Genomic DNA, 16,288 nt, shown 5'->3' on the forward strand with positions numbered 1-16,288 from the left:
TCAATTTACAATTGAGAAACTCTTAAGGTGTTTACCATCCCTTTGTCATGAACTGGCATAGAAGTAAGATTGATTACAAAATCGCCCTTCTTTGCATAATTCCTTTCTAAAGTCATACGGTTAAGATCTTCAACAGTTTCATCAGTACTCACCATTCTATCATAAAACTGAGCTTTAACACCCCATAAAAGGTTCAATTGAGCCAAAATACGAGGGTTGTCTGAGAATGCAAGAATATTTGATTTTGGTCTTCTGGCAGAAATTTGAAACGCAGTATAACCACTATTCGTTAATGTCGTTATGGCCGAAGCTTCAATTTCATCTGCAAGTTTAGCAGCATTACTACAAACAGCTTTTGAAATATACCTTTCATTAATGCAATTAACTCCTTGAACGTATCCTTCGATCAATTCAGAATCTTCAACACTTACGATGATACTTCTCATGGCTTTAATTACTTCCGTTGGATAATCTCCAACTGATGTTTCACCCGAGAGCATCACAGCATCAGCACCATCCATAATTGAATTTGCCACATCATTCACCTCTGCTCTAGTTGGTATTTGACTTGTAATCATTGATTCCATCATTTGAGTCGCGATAATTACTGGAATACGCGCCTCTTTTGCTTTTCTAACTAACATTTTTTGAATGATAGGTACTTGCTGCATTGGAACTTCAACTCCTAAATCACCTCTTGCTACCATTATCCCATCGCAATAAGATGTTAAATGGTTGATGTTCTCAACAGCTTCAGGTTTTTCTATTTTCGCAATAATTGGAATCTTATAACTTGATTTTTCTTTGATAAGATCACTTAGCTTAACAAGATCCTCTGGTGTACGCACAAATGAAAGTGCCATCCAATCAACCTCTTGCTCAATAGCAAACTTGGCATCTTTTATGTCTTTTTTAGTTAGTGCTGGAAGAGAGATCTTTGTATTTGGAAGGTTAACACCTTTCTTAGATTTTAAACTTCCCCCTCTTATAACCTTAGCAATCACTTTTTTATCTCTATCTGTGCTCAAAACTTCGAATAAAAGCTTCCCGTCATCGATGAGAATTTTTTCTCCTTTCTGAACATCTTTTGGAAAATCCTGGTAGGTCATAAAGGCTACCTTCTTTGTACCTATACACTTGACAGTAGTAAATTCAAATTCATCCCCTTCATTCAATTCAACGCCTTCTTCCATGACGCCAACACGCAGTTTTGGCCCTTGAAGATCCGCCAGAACGGCAACATTAAAATTGTTTTCTTTATTTAAATCACGGATATATTTGATTTTTGTTCTAACATCTTCATAATCGGCATGAGAAAAATTCACTCTGAATACATTGACACCGGCAACCATCAATTCCTTGATTTTTTCTTTGGTAGATACAGCTGGTCCTAAGGTGGCAACTATTTTCGTTTTTTTTCTAGTTTTCATTCTTTAAAAAATTAAATTATCTCTGGATTTTAAATCCATAGGGTCTATGGCATAGGATGCCATAATGTTATTTATTTTATTGATATTAAGCAACGTCTTATTAAGCGCAGCATCATCCTTTAAGCCTTCGATTTTTATGAAATAATCCACTCTTTTCTTTTCGGGGATTAAATAAGAGATCTTTGTCTCTTCAGGAAATATGATAGTTCCTCCTTCACTTGTGTTTTCAGTGAATACATACTTATTAGCCATCAATGACCATGATGTAAATGCTGTCTCGTCTTCAAATTTATATAGAGGAAAACTACAATTTTCATATTTAAAATCAAGATCATCCTTAAATCGTCTTAATCGTATGTCTAAATGACTGTTTAAAAAATAAGCCATTCTGTAATCAGTCAAAACTGAGTGTATCCCAATCAGAGCATAGTCGTGATCGAATTCAAAATCAATAGAATGAATTTTTGACACTATAATTAGATTAAAGCATGCGTTTTTACAAAAATAAAGATAGTTTTTATAAATCAACTCAATTTTTTACGAAATCGATTTAGTAATCATAACCAAGCGTTACATGAAGAATAAATCAGGCCTCTATTTGAGCTTTTAATTTATAATATGCCCTTTTTGAAGCAATCTCTTCAGCTTTCTTTTTGGAGGTTGCTCGTCCTTTTGACACCAAATCCTGGTCGACTAATAATTTTACACTAAAATGCTTTAATGTGTCATTTCCAGTGTCTTCGTAAACATTATATTTAATTCTTTTCTTTCTTTTTTGACTCCATTCTATCAGGACGCTTTTATAACTGGTAATTTTCCCTTCCAGTCTTTCAATATCCACATAGGGTTCAATAACAAACCTGAAGATGAACTTTTCAGTGAAGGCGTAGCCTCTGTCTGAATGAATGGCTCCAATCAAAGCTTCAAACAGGTTGCCATGAATATTGTCTCCAAAATTGGTGTTTGGAACGGAGCTCTCGACAAAATGAATCAGATCTAAATCTTTGCCTAATTCATTTAGGTGCTCCCTACTAACTATTTTTGAACGCATTTGTGTGAGATAGCCCTCGTCACCTGTAGGAATTTTTTTAAAAAGATAGTTCGCAATCACTGCCCCTAAAATGGCATCTCCCAAAAACTCTAAACGTTCATAATTTTTTGGAACACCCTTCTTATTAACTCTTTTAAGTGAGCTGTGGGTAAAAGCTTCTTTGTAAAAATCAATTTTTTTGGGCTTATAACCTAAAATCTGTTTCATCGCCATAATAAATTCTTCATCCTTGGCAGAATGAGAATTTGTTATTTTGCGAATTAGATTCATTAAGTTTTAATCTTCGAATTTTCTAAATAAGATACAGGCATTATGTCCACCGAACCCAAATGTATTGCTCATTGCTACCTTAACTTCTCTTTTTTGAGCCTTATTAAATGTAAGATTTAATTTTGGATCAATCTGATCATCATCGGTAAAATGATTGATAGTAGGAGGAACAATCCCATGATTGATTGAAAGTATAGAAGCAATGGCTTCAATAGCTCCAGCTGCTCCTAACAAATGGCCAGTCATCGACTTAGTAGAATTGATGTTTAAATTGTAGGCATTATCTCCAAAAACACTTTTAATGGCCTTTAATTCGGCAACATCTCCAAGTGGAGTTGAAGTTCCATGCATATTAACAACATCTACATCTTCAGGTCCAATTTCAGCATTCTTGAGACAGTTCAGCATCACATTTTTTGCTCCACGACCTTCAGGGTGCGGCGCTGTTATATGATGTGCATCAGCAGAAAGGCCACCACCGATTACTTCGGCATAAATTTTAGCACCTCTTGCTTTTGCATGTTCTAGCTCTTCTAGAATCAAAGCTCCGGCTCCTTCTCCAAGAACAAAACCATCTCTATCTTTGTCAAAAGGTCTGGACGCCGTTTTTGGATCATCGTTTCTTGTAGATAAGGCATGCATGGCATTAAAACCACCCATTCCGGCAATAGTTACGGCAGCTTCTGAACCTCCTGTTACAAAAATATCTGCTTGACCCAATCGAATATAATTCAAAGAATCAATAATAGAATTAGCCGAGGAAGCACAGGCAGAAACTGTAGTAAAGTTAGGGCCTTGTAAGTTATGTTTGATCGAAATTTGCCCAGGGGCAATATCTGCGATCATTTTTGGAATAAAAAATGGGTTAAAACGCGGAGATCCATCTCCCTTTGCGTAATTAAGAACTTCATTTTGAAAAGTTTCAAGACCGCCTATTCCTGCGCCCCATATTACACCTATTCTTGAAGTATCTTCATTTTCTAAATCAAGACCAGAATCAGCAATCGCTTCATCAGCTACAACCATAGCATATTGTGTAAACCTATCCATTTTGCGTGCCTCTTTTCGATCAAAATGATCAGTGGCAACAAAGTTTTTAAGTTCACAAGCAAATTGAGTCCTAAAATTTGAAGCATCAAAATAGGTAATGGGAGCAGCTCCGCTAACACCGTCAGTCAGTCCTTCCCAGTATTCCTTAACAGAATTTCCTATAGGAGTCAAAGCCCCTAATCCTGTTACAACTACCCGTTTTAATTCCATTTTTGAAGTTTTTATTAACAAAACAAGAAATTACGAGCCGTTTCCAAATAGGAAAAGCTCGTAATTTTATAAGCAAAGTATAAATTTATTTAGCTTCTTCAATATAGCTAATAGCCTGACCTACAGTACCTATGTTCTCTGCTTGATCGTCTGGAATTTGGATATCAAATTCTTTTTCAAATTCCATAATTAACTCAACTGTATCTAATGAATCTGCTCCTAAGTCGTTGGTAAAGTTAGCTTCATTAGTAACTTCATTTTCGTCCACTCCTAATTTATCAACGATGATAGCTTTAACTCTTGATGCAATGTCTGACATAATTTTTTATTTTTAAATTTAATTATGCTGCAAAAATAATATATTTTAACTTCTAATCTATAAAAAGTAAAAAAAATTAAACAAAGCGGAAAGTAGAAATACTTTAACTTTTCTTTTTTCAATTTGATTATTATGCTTTTTTTTGCTTCCACTTACTAAATATTCGATTATGATTAGGATCATTATTTTTGCCTCAGGTTCTGGAACCAATGCCGAAAACATCATCGAATATTTTAGCGAAAGTGACCTGGCAACAGTAAGTTGCGTAGTTACAAATAACGCAAAGGCAGGTGTTTTAGAGAGGGCCAAGCGCTTAGGGATTCCTACAAGAATCTTTTCGAAACACGAAATGCATAAGCCGGAATTCTTAAGTTTTTTGAATAAAAATGCGGATTTTATCGTGTTGGCTGGGTTTTTACTTAAGATTCCTGATCAAATGATTCACGATTTCCCGAACACTATTATCAACATTCACCCGGCTTTACTTCCTAAATATGGAGGAAAAGGCATGTATGGAATGCATGTTCACAGGTCTGTAGTAGAGAATAAGGAGCCAAAATCTGGAATAACGATTCATTATGTGAATGAAAATTATGATGAAGGAGCCATTATTTTTCAAAAATCGGTTGACCTTACGGCTCAAGATACACCAGATGATGTGGCGGCAAAAATTCATCAATTAGAACAGGAGAATTTCCCAAGGGTCATTGAAAGTTTATTAAAGTCTTTATGAGAGTTAACGTATATACAGATGGTGCATGTAGCGGAAATCCTGGCAAAGGAGGCTATGGTATCATTATGGAATGGGTAGGAAAGCCGTATATAAAAGAATTTTCGGAAGGATTCAGATTGACTACAAATAACCGAATGGAGCTACTTGCCGTAATTGTAGCTTTAGAACAACTTAAAAAAGATGGCGTTCAGGTCTTGGTTTTTTCAGATTCCAAATATGTTATAGATTCAGTCGAAAAAGGCTGGGTTTTTGGTTGGGTGAAGAAAGGTTTTAAAGATAAAAAAAACGCAGACCTATGGAGAAGGTTTTTAAAAATATATAAAAAACATCAGGTCAAATTTAAATGGATTAAAGGTCATAATGACCATCCCCAAAATGAGAGATGTGACCAATTAGCTGTAGCGGCCGCAAAATCCGCAAACTTACATATAGATAAAGAGTTCGAGCTTTTAAAAAAGGAAAAGCCTGGTAAATTAGAACTCTAAATTGACATGGCGATAATCAGTACTTCGTCGTTTTTATCATACAGATACAACTCTTTCTTTACAACTTCAAAACGAGCTACTTCAGGCAAAATTTTCAAGAAAGTATCTTCCGCTGACATATCAGGGCAGAGTTTTCTGGTTGAACCAGTTTTGTCAAATTTAATTTCTACACCAGAAATAGCATAAGTGGAAAAATAATTATTACACCCGGCAAAGCCACTTAGCCTGTTATCTACTTCATGAAAGAGAAGGGTAGGGGCTGATGAAATTTGCTCTAAGCCTTTTAGTTTTAACACTTTCCATTCCTTCATGAGTTCTGAATTTTGGTCCGTTGCCACTTTCGATAAAAGTTCTTTCAATTGATATTTTATTGAAGAAGCATCAGCCGCTGGATTTTCAACTTTAATTTCTGTAACGATCAACTCATACGTGTAACCAGGAACATATTCAAAACCTTCAATTTGATCATAGAAATAAGTCCAGTCATCTTCAGGTGATTCTTTTACAAGCATACAAGTTTGCGGACCAACACCAACACAGTCAGAAAGATGATCAGCTATGATTAGCTTTTTAGATTGTATATCGCTATTTGCCGTGCAAGCCAATGAAAGAAATAAGAATAAGTATTTCATAATAAAAAGATTAAGATAACATATTGATTGCTCTGAGAAGCGCTTCGATAAAAAGATCAATCTCCTCTTTAGTATTGTAAAACGAAAATGAAGCACGAACTGTGCCAGGAATTTTATAATAATCCATGATTGGCTGGGCACAATGATGTCCTGTTCTGACGGCAATACCCAATTTGTCAATTATAGAGCCAATATCATAAGGATGTAATCCTTCAACATTAAACGAAATTACAGCCGCTTTTTTCTGAGAAGTCCCGTAGATAAGTAACTTGTCGATCGCATTTAATTTTTCTGTAGCATAAGTTAGTAACTCATCTTCATAAGCTGCAATCTGATCAAAACCAATACTGTTCATATAGTCTAAAGCGACTCCAAATCCTATTACTCCTGCAATATTTGGCGTACCTGCCTCAAATTTATGCGGCAAATCTGCATAAGTGGTCTTTTCAAAAGTAACTTCACTAATCATTTCGCCACCTCCTTGATATGGAGGTAATTTATTGAGCCATTCTTCTTTGCCGTAGATCATTCCAACACCTGTTGGTCCGCAAAGCTTGTGAGCAGAGCAAGTATAGAATTCACAGTCTAAGGCCTGAACATCTGGTTTGATATGAGGTGTAGCCTGGGCTCCGTCAATAAGAACAGCAGCTCCAAATTCATGAGCCTTATCAATTATCTGTTTGATTGGATTTATGGTGCCAAGCGCATTAGATACATGGTTTACAAAGACCAACTTGGTTTTAGATGAAAGAAGCTCATCAAATACAGCCATTTCCAATTCCCCTTTAAGGGTCATAGGGATTACTTTAAGTAAGGCCCCCGTTTTTTCGCATAGCATTTGCCATGGAACAATATTAGAATGATGCTCAAGAGCAGAAACGATGATTTCATCTCCTTTACTCAGTAGATCAGAAAAACCATTTGCTACCATATTGATGCCATGGGTTGTGCCTGAGGTCAATATAATTTCATAAGATTTAGAAGCATTAAAGTGTTTCTGAATTTTTAATCTTGCTTCTTCGTAGGCGCTGGTAGCTTCTTGGCTCAATGTATGTACCCCACGGTGAATATTTGCGTTATAATTGCTATAATAATCAACAAGGGCATCAATCATAACCTGAGGTTTTTGACTTGTTGCTGCATTGTCAAAATAGACTAATGGCTTTCCATTTACCTTTCTATTTAGTATCGGAAAATCTTCTCTAACTTTCTTTATATCGAACATAGCTTATTTAGAATCATTCAAAATACAAATATACGATAGTATCATCTTAAACTGTTCAAAAACAAATTGAAAATTTCTTTATTTTTGCTTGATCTAATTTAGTTATTCCTATGAAAAAGCCGCTTAAGTATTTCCTTATTCTATTATTAATTAGCTCTTTAGTTCTTGGGTATATCTATTATCCGGCTTTGAATATTGTAACCGGTTATTCTAGTAAGAATTTGGCCTCCGGAATCTTTTTGGCTCATCGCGATCAGCAATCGATGATAAATGAAGACAATGGATTTATACCTATAAATTTGGCGAAATACGAAATTAATGAGGCTGAGAAGTCTGTTACTTCCTCCATATTTGGATTGATGAAAAGAAAGGCTGTTTTTAAGGATGGCTTGGGGGCAACCTTAATTAATGAAGGCAATAATATCAAGAAAGTATTTGACAAACCAAATCGCATTCAGCCAGATCTGAAGCTGATATTCCCTTATGGAGAGCTTGCTCAAAAGGATACGCTGTTCCTTGAGATTGATTATAAAAAATTAGATGAAGCTGTTGCAAATGCTTTCGATCAAGCTGGAGAGAAGGAAAAACAAACCCGGTCAGTCCTTGTAATTTATGAAGATCATATCATTGCCGAAAAATATTTAGAAGGCTTTGACCATCGTTCATTGATGCATGGCTGGTCGATGACTAAAAGTTTGACCAGTACAATGTATGGTATCCTTCAAAAACAAAAAGGCTTTGATATTCATAAACAAACTGGATTGGAGGCCTGGAACTCTGATGCCCGAAAAAATATAACTTATGCGAATCTATTAGAAATGAATAGTGGACTGGAATGGAGTGAGGCATATTTTAATATTTCTGACGTTACAAAAATGCTGTATTTGGATTCAGATATGGGCCAGCCTCAAATTAATAAACCTTTAATAGGTCAACCAAACGAATCATGGTATTACTCTTCTGGTACCACCAACTTATTAGCCGGCCCTCTCTTGAAAGAACAGTTTGATTCTGATCAGGATTATCTGGATTTTTGGTACAGGGAGTTAATAGATAAGCTAGGAATGTATTCAGCTGTAATTGAAATTGATGAAGCCGGAACCTATATTGGTTCATCATATGCCTGGGCCAATACAAGGGATTGGGCAAAATTTGGATTGCTGTATTTACATGAAGGGAACTGGAACGGAGAACAGATCTTAGATAGCTCTTTTGTAAAATATGCAGCTAGTCCAACAAATAGCTCAGAAGGAAGGTATGGAGCTCAGTTTTGGTTGAATGCAGGTGGTCATCACCCTGATGCACCACTAGATATGTATTCTTGTAATGGTTTTAAAGGCCAGTATGTTTTTATTATACCCAGTAAAAGATTGGTGATAGTCAGAACAGGTTTAAAGGGTGATCCAAATTTTGATGTCAATGAATTTATAAAAAACATTGTTGCAAGCATCTCCTAGATCAATTGTCGGTCAATCCATATACTATTAAAAAAGCAAGGTAGCCTTTTATTAAAAAGGCTACATGTCCATTCCTAATTCCACGTCAAGTTTTTCTGCAAGAATTTTATTAATTCTCGGTTTGAGACCTGGAATTTTAATTTTTTCGACCACATCATTACAAAAAGCAAAAAGCATTAAAGCCTTAGCTTCCTTTTTTGGAATCCCTCTTGATTGAAGGTAAAACAAGGCGCTATTGTCTAATTGACCGATGGTACATCCATGCGAACATTTAACATCATCTGCAAAAATTTCAAGTTGAGGTTTGGCATTTATACTTGCCTTGTCTCCAATTAGAATATTGTCATTCTGCTGATATGCATTAGTTTTTTGAGCAAGTTTGTCAACGATTACTTTACCATTGAATACACCGGTTGCAGCATCATCGTAGATCCCTTTATACATTTCATGACTTTCACAGTTTTCTTGTTTGTGATGCACAAGTGTATGGTTGTCAACATGTTGTTTATTCCCAATTACTGTGATTCCATTTAAGTTGGATGTAATATGTTCTCCTTCCTGATGAAATTCAAGATTGTTTCTGGTTATGTTACCGCCAAAAGAAAAGGTATTAATCGATACGATACTGCTTTCTTTTTGCTGCACATATACATTATCAATTAATGAAGATGTTATTTTATCATTTTGAATCTTATAGATATCTGCAATCGCTCTTTTATGAGCAAAAACTTCAGTTACAGCATTGGTTAAAACCACATTGTCACTAAGGTTTTGATGACGTTCATATATTTGAACGTGAGAATTTTCACCAACAACTACTAAATTTCGAGGTTGTAACATGATTTCTTTTTCATTTCCTGTCGAAAAATGCAGAATTTGAATTGGTTTTGGAAGCACCGTGTTTTTTGGGATATTAATAAATACCCCCTCTTTTGAAAAAGCGGTGTTCAGTGCAGTTAAACTGTCTTCTTTAGAGGCAACTGTACCAAAATAATGATCAACAACCATTTTATATTTTGGTTGTTTCAAGGCTGAAGAAAGAATACAGATATCGACACCTTCGTGAGTGGTATCTGACAAGAATGAGCTGTATGCACCGTCAATAAAAACGATTTTATACGACTCAATTTCATGTAAAAAGTACTGTTTTACATTTTTAAACTCAACCGAAGCATCTCCTTTTGGGAAAACACTGTAATCATTTTTTAAAAGACTATTTAAAGAAGTGTATTTCCATTCTTCATGCTTTTTACTCGGAAAGCCTGTTTTTTCAAACTCCTCTATAGCTTCCGTTCTGATTCCGTGAATTTTTGAATCAAGATCGATATTGCCTTTGTTCTCAAAGGCCATAAATGAGGTTACTAATTTTTCTTTTAAATCCATATCAATTCAACTATTTCAACCAATCGTAACCTTTATCTTCAAGTTCATGAGCTAATTCTTTGCCTCCAGACTTCACTATTTTTCCGTTGTGTAGTACGTGAACAAAGTCAGGCACTATATAATCTAAAAGTCTTTGATAATGCGTAATAACAATCACTGCATTGTCTTGACTCCTTAATTTATTTACACCATTGGCAACAATTTTAAGCGCATCAATGTCTAAACCAGAATCTGTTTCGTCCAAGATGGCCAACTTAGGCTCTAACATGGCCATTTGAAAGATCTCATTTCTCTTTTTTTCACCTCCTGAGAAGCCTTCATTTAAAGAACGAGAAAGAAATTTTCGGTCCATTTCTAACAATTCAGATTTTTCTCTGATCATTTTCAGCATATCCTTAGCAGGAAGGTCATCTAATCCTTGTGCCTTTCTTTTTGCATTGATGGCCGTCTTAATAAAATTTGTTGTCGAAACTCCTGGAATTTCAACCGGATATTGGAAAGACATGAAAATGCCTTTATGAGCTCTTTCGTCAGGAGATAATTCAAGAATGCTTTCATCTTGAAAATCGATTTCACCTGCTATCACTTCATAAGTTTCATTCCCGGCAATAACAGAAGAAAGTGTACTTTTTCCAGAGCCGTTAGGGCCCATAATTGCATGGACTTCACCAGGTTTGACCTCTAAATCTATTCCTCTAAGGATTTCCTTATCTTCAATACCTGCACGCAGGTTATTTATTTTAAGCATTTTTTTTAATTTTTTTGATTCTTAAACTTTTCACAGATCAATGTAAATCAATATGTTTTATTCAACTATAATTTTGACTATTTGAAAAATCTTAACCTACAGATCCTTCCAAAGAAATTTCTAACAATTTTTGAGCTTCAACAGCAAACTCCATTGGGAGCTTGTTGAGTACCTCTTTACTAAAACCATTAACAATCAGTGCGATAGCTTTCTCTGTATCGATTCCTCTTTGGTTACAATAGAACAATTGGTCTTCGCCAATTTTACTGGTCGTGGCTTCGTGTTCTATCTGAGCAGATGTATTTTTTGCCTCTATATAAGGAAAGGTGTGAGCTCCACATTCATTTCCCATTAACAAAGAATCACATTGTGAAAAATTTCGGGCATTTTCAGCTCTTGAACCTACTTGAACAAGTCCTCTATATGAATTTTGAGATTTTCCGGCAGATATACCTTTTGAAATAATGGTACTTTTAGTATTCTTACCAAGATGGATCATTTTTGTTCCTGTATCGGCCTGTTGAAAATGATTCGTAACGGCGATAGAGTAAAACTCTCCAACTGAATTATTTCCTTTTAGCACACAACTCGGGTATTTCCATGTAACAGCACTACCTGTTTCCACTTGTGTCCAAGATATCTTTGAATTATTATGGCAAATACCTCTTTTGGTAACAAAATTATAAACCCCGCCTTTACCTTCTGCATCACCAGGGAACCAGTTTTGTACCGTAGAATATTTGATTTCTGCATCATCTAAGGCAATCAGCTCTACCACCGCGGCGTGCAATTGATTTTCATCCCTTGCCGGAGCTGTACATCCTTCAAGATAACTCACGTAACTACCTTCATCAGCAATTACAAGCGTTCTTTCAAACTGACCCGTTCCACCTTCATTTATTCTAAAATAAGTAGAAAGCTCCATTGGGCATTTTACACCTTTGGGGATATAACAAAAAGAACCATCTGTAAATACCGCCGAATTCAAAGCAGCATAAAAATTATCAGTTTTTGGAACAATACTTCCAATGTATTTTTTCACCAATTCAGGATGGTCTTGAATGGCTTCGCTAATAGGACAAAAAATAATTCCTTTTTCAGCTAGTGTTGCTTTAAATGTTGTTGCTACTGACACTGAATCAATAACAATATCCATGGCAACTCCTGAAAGCCTTTTTTGCTCATCAATAGAGATACCTAGTTTTGTAAAAGTCTTTAATAATTCAGGATCAACTTCATCAAGACTCTCCAGTTCTTTTTTAGGTTTCGGCGCTGAATAATAACTTATTCCTTGAAAATCAGGTTTTACATAGTTGACATTAGCCCAGTCGGGTTCAGTCATGTTCTTCCAGATTTCAAAGGCTTCTAATCGCCAGTCTGTCATCCATTGCGGTTCATTCTTTTTCTTTGAGATGGCAACAATGATGTCTTCATTCAGCCCTTTAGGAAAAGTTTCTGATTCAATATCAGTATAGAAACCATATTCATATTCTTTGGTTTCGAGTTCCTTTTTCAGATCATCCTCGGTATACTTACTCATAATTTTAAGTCATTAAATTAAAGTGAGAAGCTTTCGCCACAACCACAGGTTCTGTTCGCATTAGGATTTTTGAAGACAAAGCCAGTTCCGTTAAGGCCACCTGAATAATCAAGTTCAGTCCCTACAAGGTATAAGAAGCTTTTTTTGTCAACAATAATCTTGATATTATTATTCTCAAAGATCTTATCATTTTCCTTTTCTTCATTATCAAAACTCAGGTCATAGGACAGCCCAGAACATCCTCCGCTCTTAACGCCTACCCGGATATAATCTTTAGCAGCATCATATCCATCCTCTCTCATTAATTCAATAGCCATCATTTTGGCTTTTTCAGATACTTGTATCATAACAAATTAGATTCATTCTAAATAACTGCAAAGATATGGTAAAAATGATAATGGTAAAAAAATTAAAAAAAAAATCACCCTTTTACACAATAATAAATTTTTTCGTGCAGGTGAAAAAAAGCACAATATTCAATATATAACTACGTTCGGCTATTAACAATTTTCTCGAGTTATTAACATCTTCTTAACAAGGATGAACTCTTCTATTAAGGCTAATGACAATATCCTCGAGGTAAATTGTTGACGTACAGACAATAACATAAAAACGTAGGATATGAAAACCGATCTCTCCCCATTCGGTAACATAGATAAAACGATTAAAAACTCCCTGATTTCACAAGATGATTTTGTGTTATCAGGCTTTACGCATACCAAATTCTTTAACAACAACGATACAAATTGTATGAACAATTTAACAATTAACAATAAAAGAAACGTAGCTTTTCCTAGACTTAGATCCTCTAAGAAATCTTATTATTCTTCAAAAGGGCTTAGAATCTTAATGATTTTGGGTTTATTTCTTTTTTCCATAAGCATGTTTGCGCAGTCAAATGGTGATTACCGATCAATACAAGATGGAGATTGGACTGATGCTAATACATGGCAACATTACGATGGGTCTTCATGGTCCAACGCCACAGATTATCCAGGTGAATTTGGAGGTACTTTGAATGTTACGATACGTAATAATCATAAAGTAGAAATCAGTGGATCTATTGCAAATTTGATTCAATCGGTAACTATTGGAGATAATGATTCTGGAAATGGAAGAGAGGTATTAGAGATAGATGCCAATACATTTCTATATACTAGTTCATTTGTTATTGCAAGTGATGGTGACCTTGAATGGGGAGGAAATAATTACGATCTGGATTTAGGGCCAGATGTATTTATAAGTATTTTTTCAGGTGGATTAATAGATACATCAAGTCCTTGTAGCGCAAGTAAAACAATTTCTGCAAATGGGATAATTATTTCATCATGTCAAGGACCTATTGGTGGCGGTGGAAATTTCAGTTTTCAGGATATGATAGATGCTGGCGGTTTTGATAACAGCATCGATTCAGACGGTGATGGTATCAGAGACCGAGTAGATCTAGATGATGATAATGACGGTATACTCGACTTAGATGAAAGCGAAAATTTATTACAGGCAGCTACTTTTGATGATACAGTTCAGCCATCCTACGGAAATAACTTAGGCGTTGCAATTGCACCTTGGTCAATTACCGGTGGCGGAACGAATATTGTGAAAGTAAATGGTAGTACAAACTATAATAACTCTGGACCAAGAATTGATGCGAATCCATATACGCTAGCTGGTACAGATCAGCATTATTTTGATGTTAATGGAACTGGTGATTTTTACCAGTCTTTTGTTTTAACAGCAACTAGAACAATCACTTATTCGGGTTATTTCTCTCCAAGGGATGGAGATTCAGCATCAGGATCAATTTCGATGCGTCAAGGAGTAGGGAATACTGGAACTGTAATGGATACCTCAGGTACTATTGCAATTTCTGATAATGGTGGTGATTCACAAAATGCAACCTGGACATATGTTGAACGCACGGTTGTATTAACTGCGGGGACTTATTCAATGGTAGTAAATATGTCAGACCCTACCAATTTTGATGAGGGTAAGGTACAGGCTATTGATTTAGATTCTGACGGTGATGGAATAGTGAATCAGCTTGATTTGGATTCAGATGGAGATGGGATTTTTGATGCCGTAGAAGCTGGTCATAATCAATCTCATAGCAATGGTATAGTAACAGGTTCGGTTGGTACAGATGGTATTCCAGATTCAGTTCAATCTTCAGCCGATAGTGGTCTGATTAACTATACAGTTTCAGAAAGTGATGGTGACACTATTTATGACTTTTTCGATTTGGATTCTGATGGTGATGGTATTCCGGATAATGTAGAATCTCAGACAACAGCAGGTTATAGAGCTCCAAGTGGGTTAGATACAGATACCAATGGAATGGATGACGAATATGATTCAAATGGAACTGTTATTGTTCCTGTGAATACCGATGCATCTTTCCCGACAAGTGATACGATACCTGATTATTTAGATCTAGATTCTGATAATGAAGGAGGTGATGACACTGCAGAAGCTGGGTTAACCTTGACAGGAACAGATTCTGATGGAGATGGTTTAGATGATACAACAGATGCAACAACTGGATATTCCGATCCAGGAGGAACAATTGATGATCCTTTATCTGGAGCTTTAATTCTTCCAGATTTTAATGGTTCTGGGGATGTTGATTTTAGAGATGCTCAACTTACCTCTGATTTAAGTGTTACAAAAGTGATGGATAACCCAGTGGCATTGCCAGGGCAATCTCCAACATTTACAGTTACAGTTACAAATGATGGACCAGGAGATGCATCTAATGTTGCGCTTACAGACCTTTTGCCAACCGGTTACTCATGGGTAAGCGATGATGGTATAGGCTCATATAATAATGTTTCAGGAATCTGGACGATTGGTGATTTGGCAAACGGGAATTCAGTTTCTTTAGATATTACAACTTTTGTTGAATTCAGCCTTTCACCTCTTTATGATTATGTGAATATTGCTGAAGTTAGCGCTTCGGATAGTTTTGACCCAGATTCAACACCAAATAATGGAATTGAAGCTGAAGATGATCAGGCGGAAGCAGGTTTTCCTTTTATATTTTATGATTTATCTGTAGATGGTAGCGTTGATATCAGTAACCCTTGTGAAGGAGAAGATGTAGTTTTCACTTTGGTTGTAAATCATGATGTTAACAATTCAAACGGAACAGCAACCGGAATTGAAGTAACAGATGTTTTGCCAGCAGGTTTTAGTTATGTTAGCCATGATTCGGGGACCTATAACTCTGCTACTGGAGTATGGCAATTGAGTAATTTAGCTCAAGGAGCTTCACAAACGATAAATATTACTGCTACAGCAAATACAGCTGGAGCTTACAATTATACAGCATCAATTACTGATGTGACAGGTTTTAATTATAACTCAGGAAACAATAGTGATTCTGTAACTGGTGCAATTGAGACACTTCCAAACGCAGAGGCAGGACCGACTGCAGCCCTTAGTTGTTTAGTTACAAGTATAAACCTAGCGGGATCAAGTAGTACTTCAGGTGCTACTTTTGCATGGACAACAACAGGAACAGGAAACATAGTAAGTGGAGCTAATACATCTACGCCTTTAGTTGATGCGGTAGGGACTTATACTTTAACTGTAACAAATCCTTCTACTGGATGTACTAATACGGATACAGTAGTTGTAACATTTCTTCCAGACACAACTCCACCAGTTACACCGACATTATCGGCAGTAACGGTAGATTGTAATGGTACATTGACTGCACCAACCACAACAGATGCATGTGCAGCAGGAACAATTAC

General features: G+C 35.9%; 14 protein-coding genes and 1 pseudogene. 4 read left to right on the plus strand and 11 right to left on the minus strand.

What is annotated here, in order from left to right:
- Positions 1-5 precede the first annotated feature (5 nt).
- From pyk to QWY87_RS02895, 5 genes are all read right to left on the minus strand, one after another.
- On the minus strand, positions 6-1,430 hold the full coding sequence (gene pyk, locus QWY87_RS02875) for a pyruvate kinase (RefSeq protein ID WP_290287968.1): 1,425 nt from the start codon (positions 1,428-1,430) through the stop codon (positions 6-8).
- Positions 1,431-1,433: 3 nt separating this feature from the next.
- The gene (locus tag QWY87_RS02880; RefSeq protein WP_290287969.1) at positions 1,434-1,901 is read right to left on the minus strand and encodes an IPExxxVDY family protein; all 468 of its coding nucleotides are present in this window, start codon (positions 1,899-1,901) and stop codon (positions 1,434-1,436) included.
- Between the two features lie 115 nt (positions 1,902-2,016).
- Positions 2,017-2,751: a ribonuclease III gene (rnc, locus tag QWY87_RS02885; RefSeq protein ID WP_290287972.1), complete on the minus strand. Its 735-nt coding sequence runs from the start codon at positions 2,749-2,751 to the stop codon at positions 2,017-2,019.
- A 6-nt stretch (positions 2,752-2,757) separates the two neighbouring features.
- The gene (gene fabF / locus QWY87_RS02890; protein WP_290287974.1) at positions 2,758-4,011 is read right to left on the minus strand and encodes a beta-ketoacyl-ACP synthase II; all 1,254 of its coding nucleotides are present in this window, start codon (positions 4,009-4,011) and stop codon (positions 2,758-2,760) included.
- Positions 4,012-4,096: 85 nt separating this feature from the next.
- Complete coding sequence (locus tag QWY87_RS02895) at positions 4,097-4,330, minus strand: acyl carrier protein (protein ID WP_224930148.1); 234 nt, start codon at positions 4,328-4,330, stop codon at positions 4,097-4,099.
- Positions 4,331-4,499: 169 nt separating this feature from the next.
- Between QWY87_RS02895 and purN the strand changes: the two genes are divergently transcribed.
- Positions 4,500-5,063, plus strand: coding sequence for a phosphoribosylglycinamide formyltransferase (gene purN / locus QWY87_RS02900; RefSeq protein ID WP_290287981.1), 564 nt, complete (start codon positions 4,500-4,502; stop codon positions 5,061-5,063).
- Entirely contained in the window at positions 5,060-5,548 is a 489-nt protein-coding gene (rnhA, locus tag QWY87_RS02905; RefSeq protein WP_290287983.1) for a ribonuclease HI, read from the plus strand. The genes purN and rnhA overlap by 4 nt, the downstream gene beginning before the upstream one ends.
- On the opposite strand, the gene QWY87_RS02910 is transcribed toward rnhA, so the two are convergent.
- Together QWY87_RS02910 and QWY87_RS02915 are read right to left on the minus strand one after the other, a co-directional pair.
- Complete coding sequence (locus QWY87_RS02910) at positions 5,545-6,180, minus strand: DUF4377 domain-containing protein (RefSeq protein ID WP_290287986.1); 636 nt, start codon at positions 6,178-6,180, stop codon at positions 5,545-5,547. The genes rnhA and QWY87_RS02910 overlap by 4 nt on opposite strands.
- A gap of 10 nt (positions 6,181-6,190) precedes the next feature.
- On the minus strand, positions 6,191-7,405 hold the full coding sequence (locus QWY87_RS02915; protein WP_290287989.1) for an aminotransferase class V-fold PLP-dependent enzyme: 1,215 nt from the start codon (positions 7,403-7,405) through the stop codon (positions 6,191-6,193).
- A 110-nt stretch (positions 7,406-7,515) separates the two neighbouring features.
- On the opposite strand from QWY87_RS02915, the gene QWY87_RS02920 reads away from it, so the two are divergent.
- A complete protein-coding gene (locus QWY87_RS02920) occupies positions 7,516-8,862 on the plus strand; it encodes a serine hydrolase domain-containing protein (protein WP_290287992.1) in 1,347 nt (448 codons plus the stop codon).
- A 60-nt stretch (positions 8,863-8,922) separates the two neighbouring features.
- On the opposite strand, the gene sufD is transcribed toward QWY87_RS02920, so the two are convergent.
- The 4 genes from sufD to QWY87_RS02940 all read right to left on the minus strand — a co-directional run bounded on the left by sufD (position 8,923) and on the right by QWY87_RS02940 (position 12,880).
- The gene (gene sufD, locus QWY87_RS02925) at positions 8,923-10,245 is read right to left on the minus strand and encodes a Fe-S cluster assembly protein SufD (protein WP_290287994.1); all 1,323 of its coding nucleotides are present in this window, start codon (positions 10,243-10,245) and stop codon (positions 8,923-8,925) included.
- Between the two features lie 10 nt (positions 10,246-10,255).
- Positions 10,256-10,993 carry a Fe-S cluster assembly ATPase SufC gene (gene sufC, locus QWY87_RS02930; RefSeq protein ID WP_290287997.1) on the minus strand — a complete coding sequence of 246 codons (738 nt, stop codon included), beginning with the start codon at positions 10,991-10,993 and terminating at the stop codon, positions 10,256-10,258.
- Between the two features lie 91 nt (positions 10,994-11,084).
- Entirely contained in the window at positions 11,085-12,533 is a 1,449-nt protein-coding gene (gene sufB / locus QWY87_RS02935; RefSeq protein WP_290287999.1) for a Fe-S cluster assembly protein SufB, read from the minus strand.
- A gap of 17 nt (positions 12,534-12,550) precedes the next feature.
- Positions 12,551-12,880, minus strand: a complete 330-nt coding sequence (locus tag QWY87_RS02940) for a HesB/IscA family protein (protein WP_290288001.1) — start codon at positions 12,878-12,880, stop codon at positions 12,551-12,553.
- Between the two features lie 274 nt (positions 12,881-13,154).
- On the opposite strand from QWY87_RS02940, the pseudogene QWY87_RS02945 reads away from it, so the two are divergent.
- Positions 13,155-16,288, plus strand: a pseudogene (locus tag QWY87_RS02945) (hypothetical protein); the annotation flags it as partial.

The organism is Lutimonas halocynthiae (genome assembly GCF_030409835.1).
GTDB classification, from domain to species: Bacteria; Bacteroidota; Bacteroidia; order Flavobacteriales; family Flavobacteriaceae; genus Lutimonas; species Lutimonas halocynthiae.

Coding starts and splice junctions, on each gene's coding strand:
- pyk (WP_290287968.1), bottom strand. CDS start 1,430: ATGAAAACTAGAAAAAAAACGAAAATAGTTGCCACCTTAGGACCAGCT.
- rnc (WP_290287972.1), bottom strand. CDS start 2,751: ATGAATCTAATTCGCAAAATAACAAATTCTCATTCTGCCAAGGATGAA.
- fabF (WP_290287974.1), bottom strand. CDS start 4,011: ATGGAATTAAAACGGGTAGTTGTAACAGGATTAGGGGCTTTGACTCCT.
- QWY87_RS02895 (WP_224930148.1), bottom strand. CDS start 4,330: ATGTCAGACATTGCATCAAGAGTTAAAGCTATCATCGTTGATAAATTA.
- purN (WP_290287981.1), top strand. CDS start 4,500: ATGATTAGGATCATTATTTTTGCCTCAGGTTCTGGAACCAATGCCGAA.
- rnhA (WP_290287983.1), top strand. CDS start 5,060: ATGAGAGTTAACGTATATACAGATGGTGCATGTAGCGGAAATCCTGGC.
- QWY87_RS02910 (WP_290287986.1), bottom strand. CDS start 6,180: ATGAAATACTTATTCTTATTTCTTTCATTGGCTTGCACGGCAAATAGC.
- QWY87_RS02915 (WP_290287989.1), bottom strand. CDS start 7,405: ATGTTCGATATAAAGAAAGTTAGAGAAGATTTTCCGATACTAAATAGA.
- QWY87_RS02920 (WP_290287992.1), top strand. CDS start 7,516: ATGAAAAAGCCGCTTAAGTATTTCCTTATTCTATTATTAATTAGCTCT.
- sufD (WP_290287994.1), bottom strand. CDS start 10,245: ATGGATTTAAAAGAAAAATTAGTAACCTCATTTATGGCCTTTGAGAAC.
- sufC (WP_290287997.1), bottom strand. CDS start 10,993: ATGCTTAAAATAAATAACCTGCGTGCAGGTATTGAAGATAAGGAAATC.
- sufB (WP_290287999.1), bottom strand. CDS start 12,533: ATGAGTAAGTATACCGAGGATGATCTGAAAAAGGAACTCGAAACCAAA.
- QWY87_RS02940 (WP_290288001.1), bottom strand. CDS start 12,880: ATGATACAAGTATCTGAAAAAGCCAAAATGATGGCTATTGAATTAATG.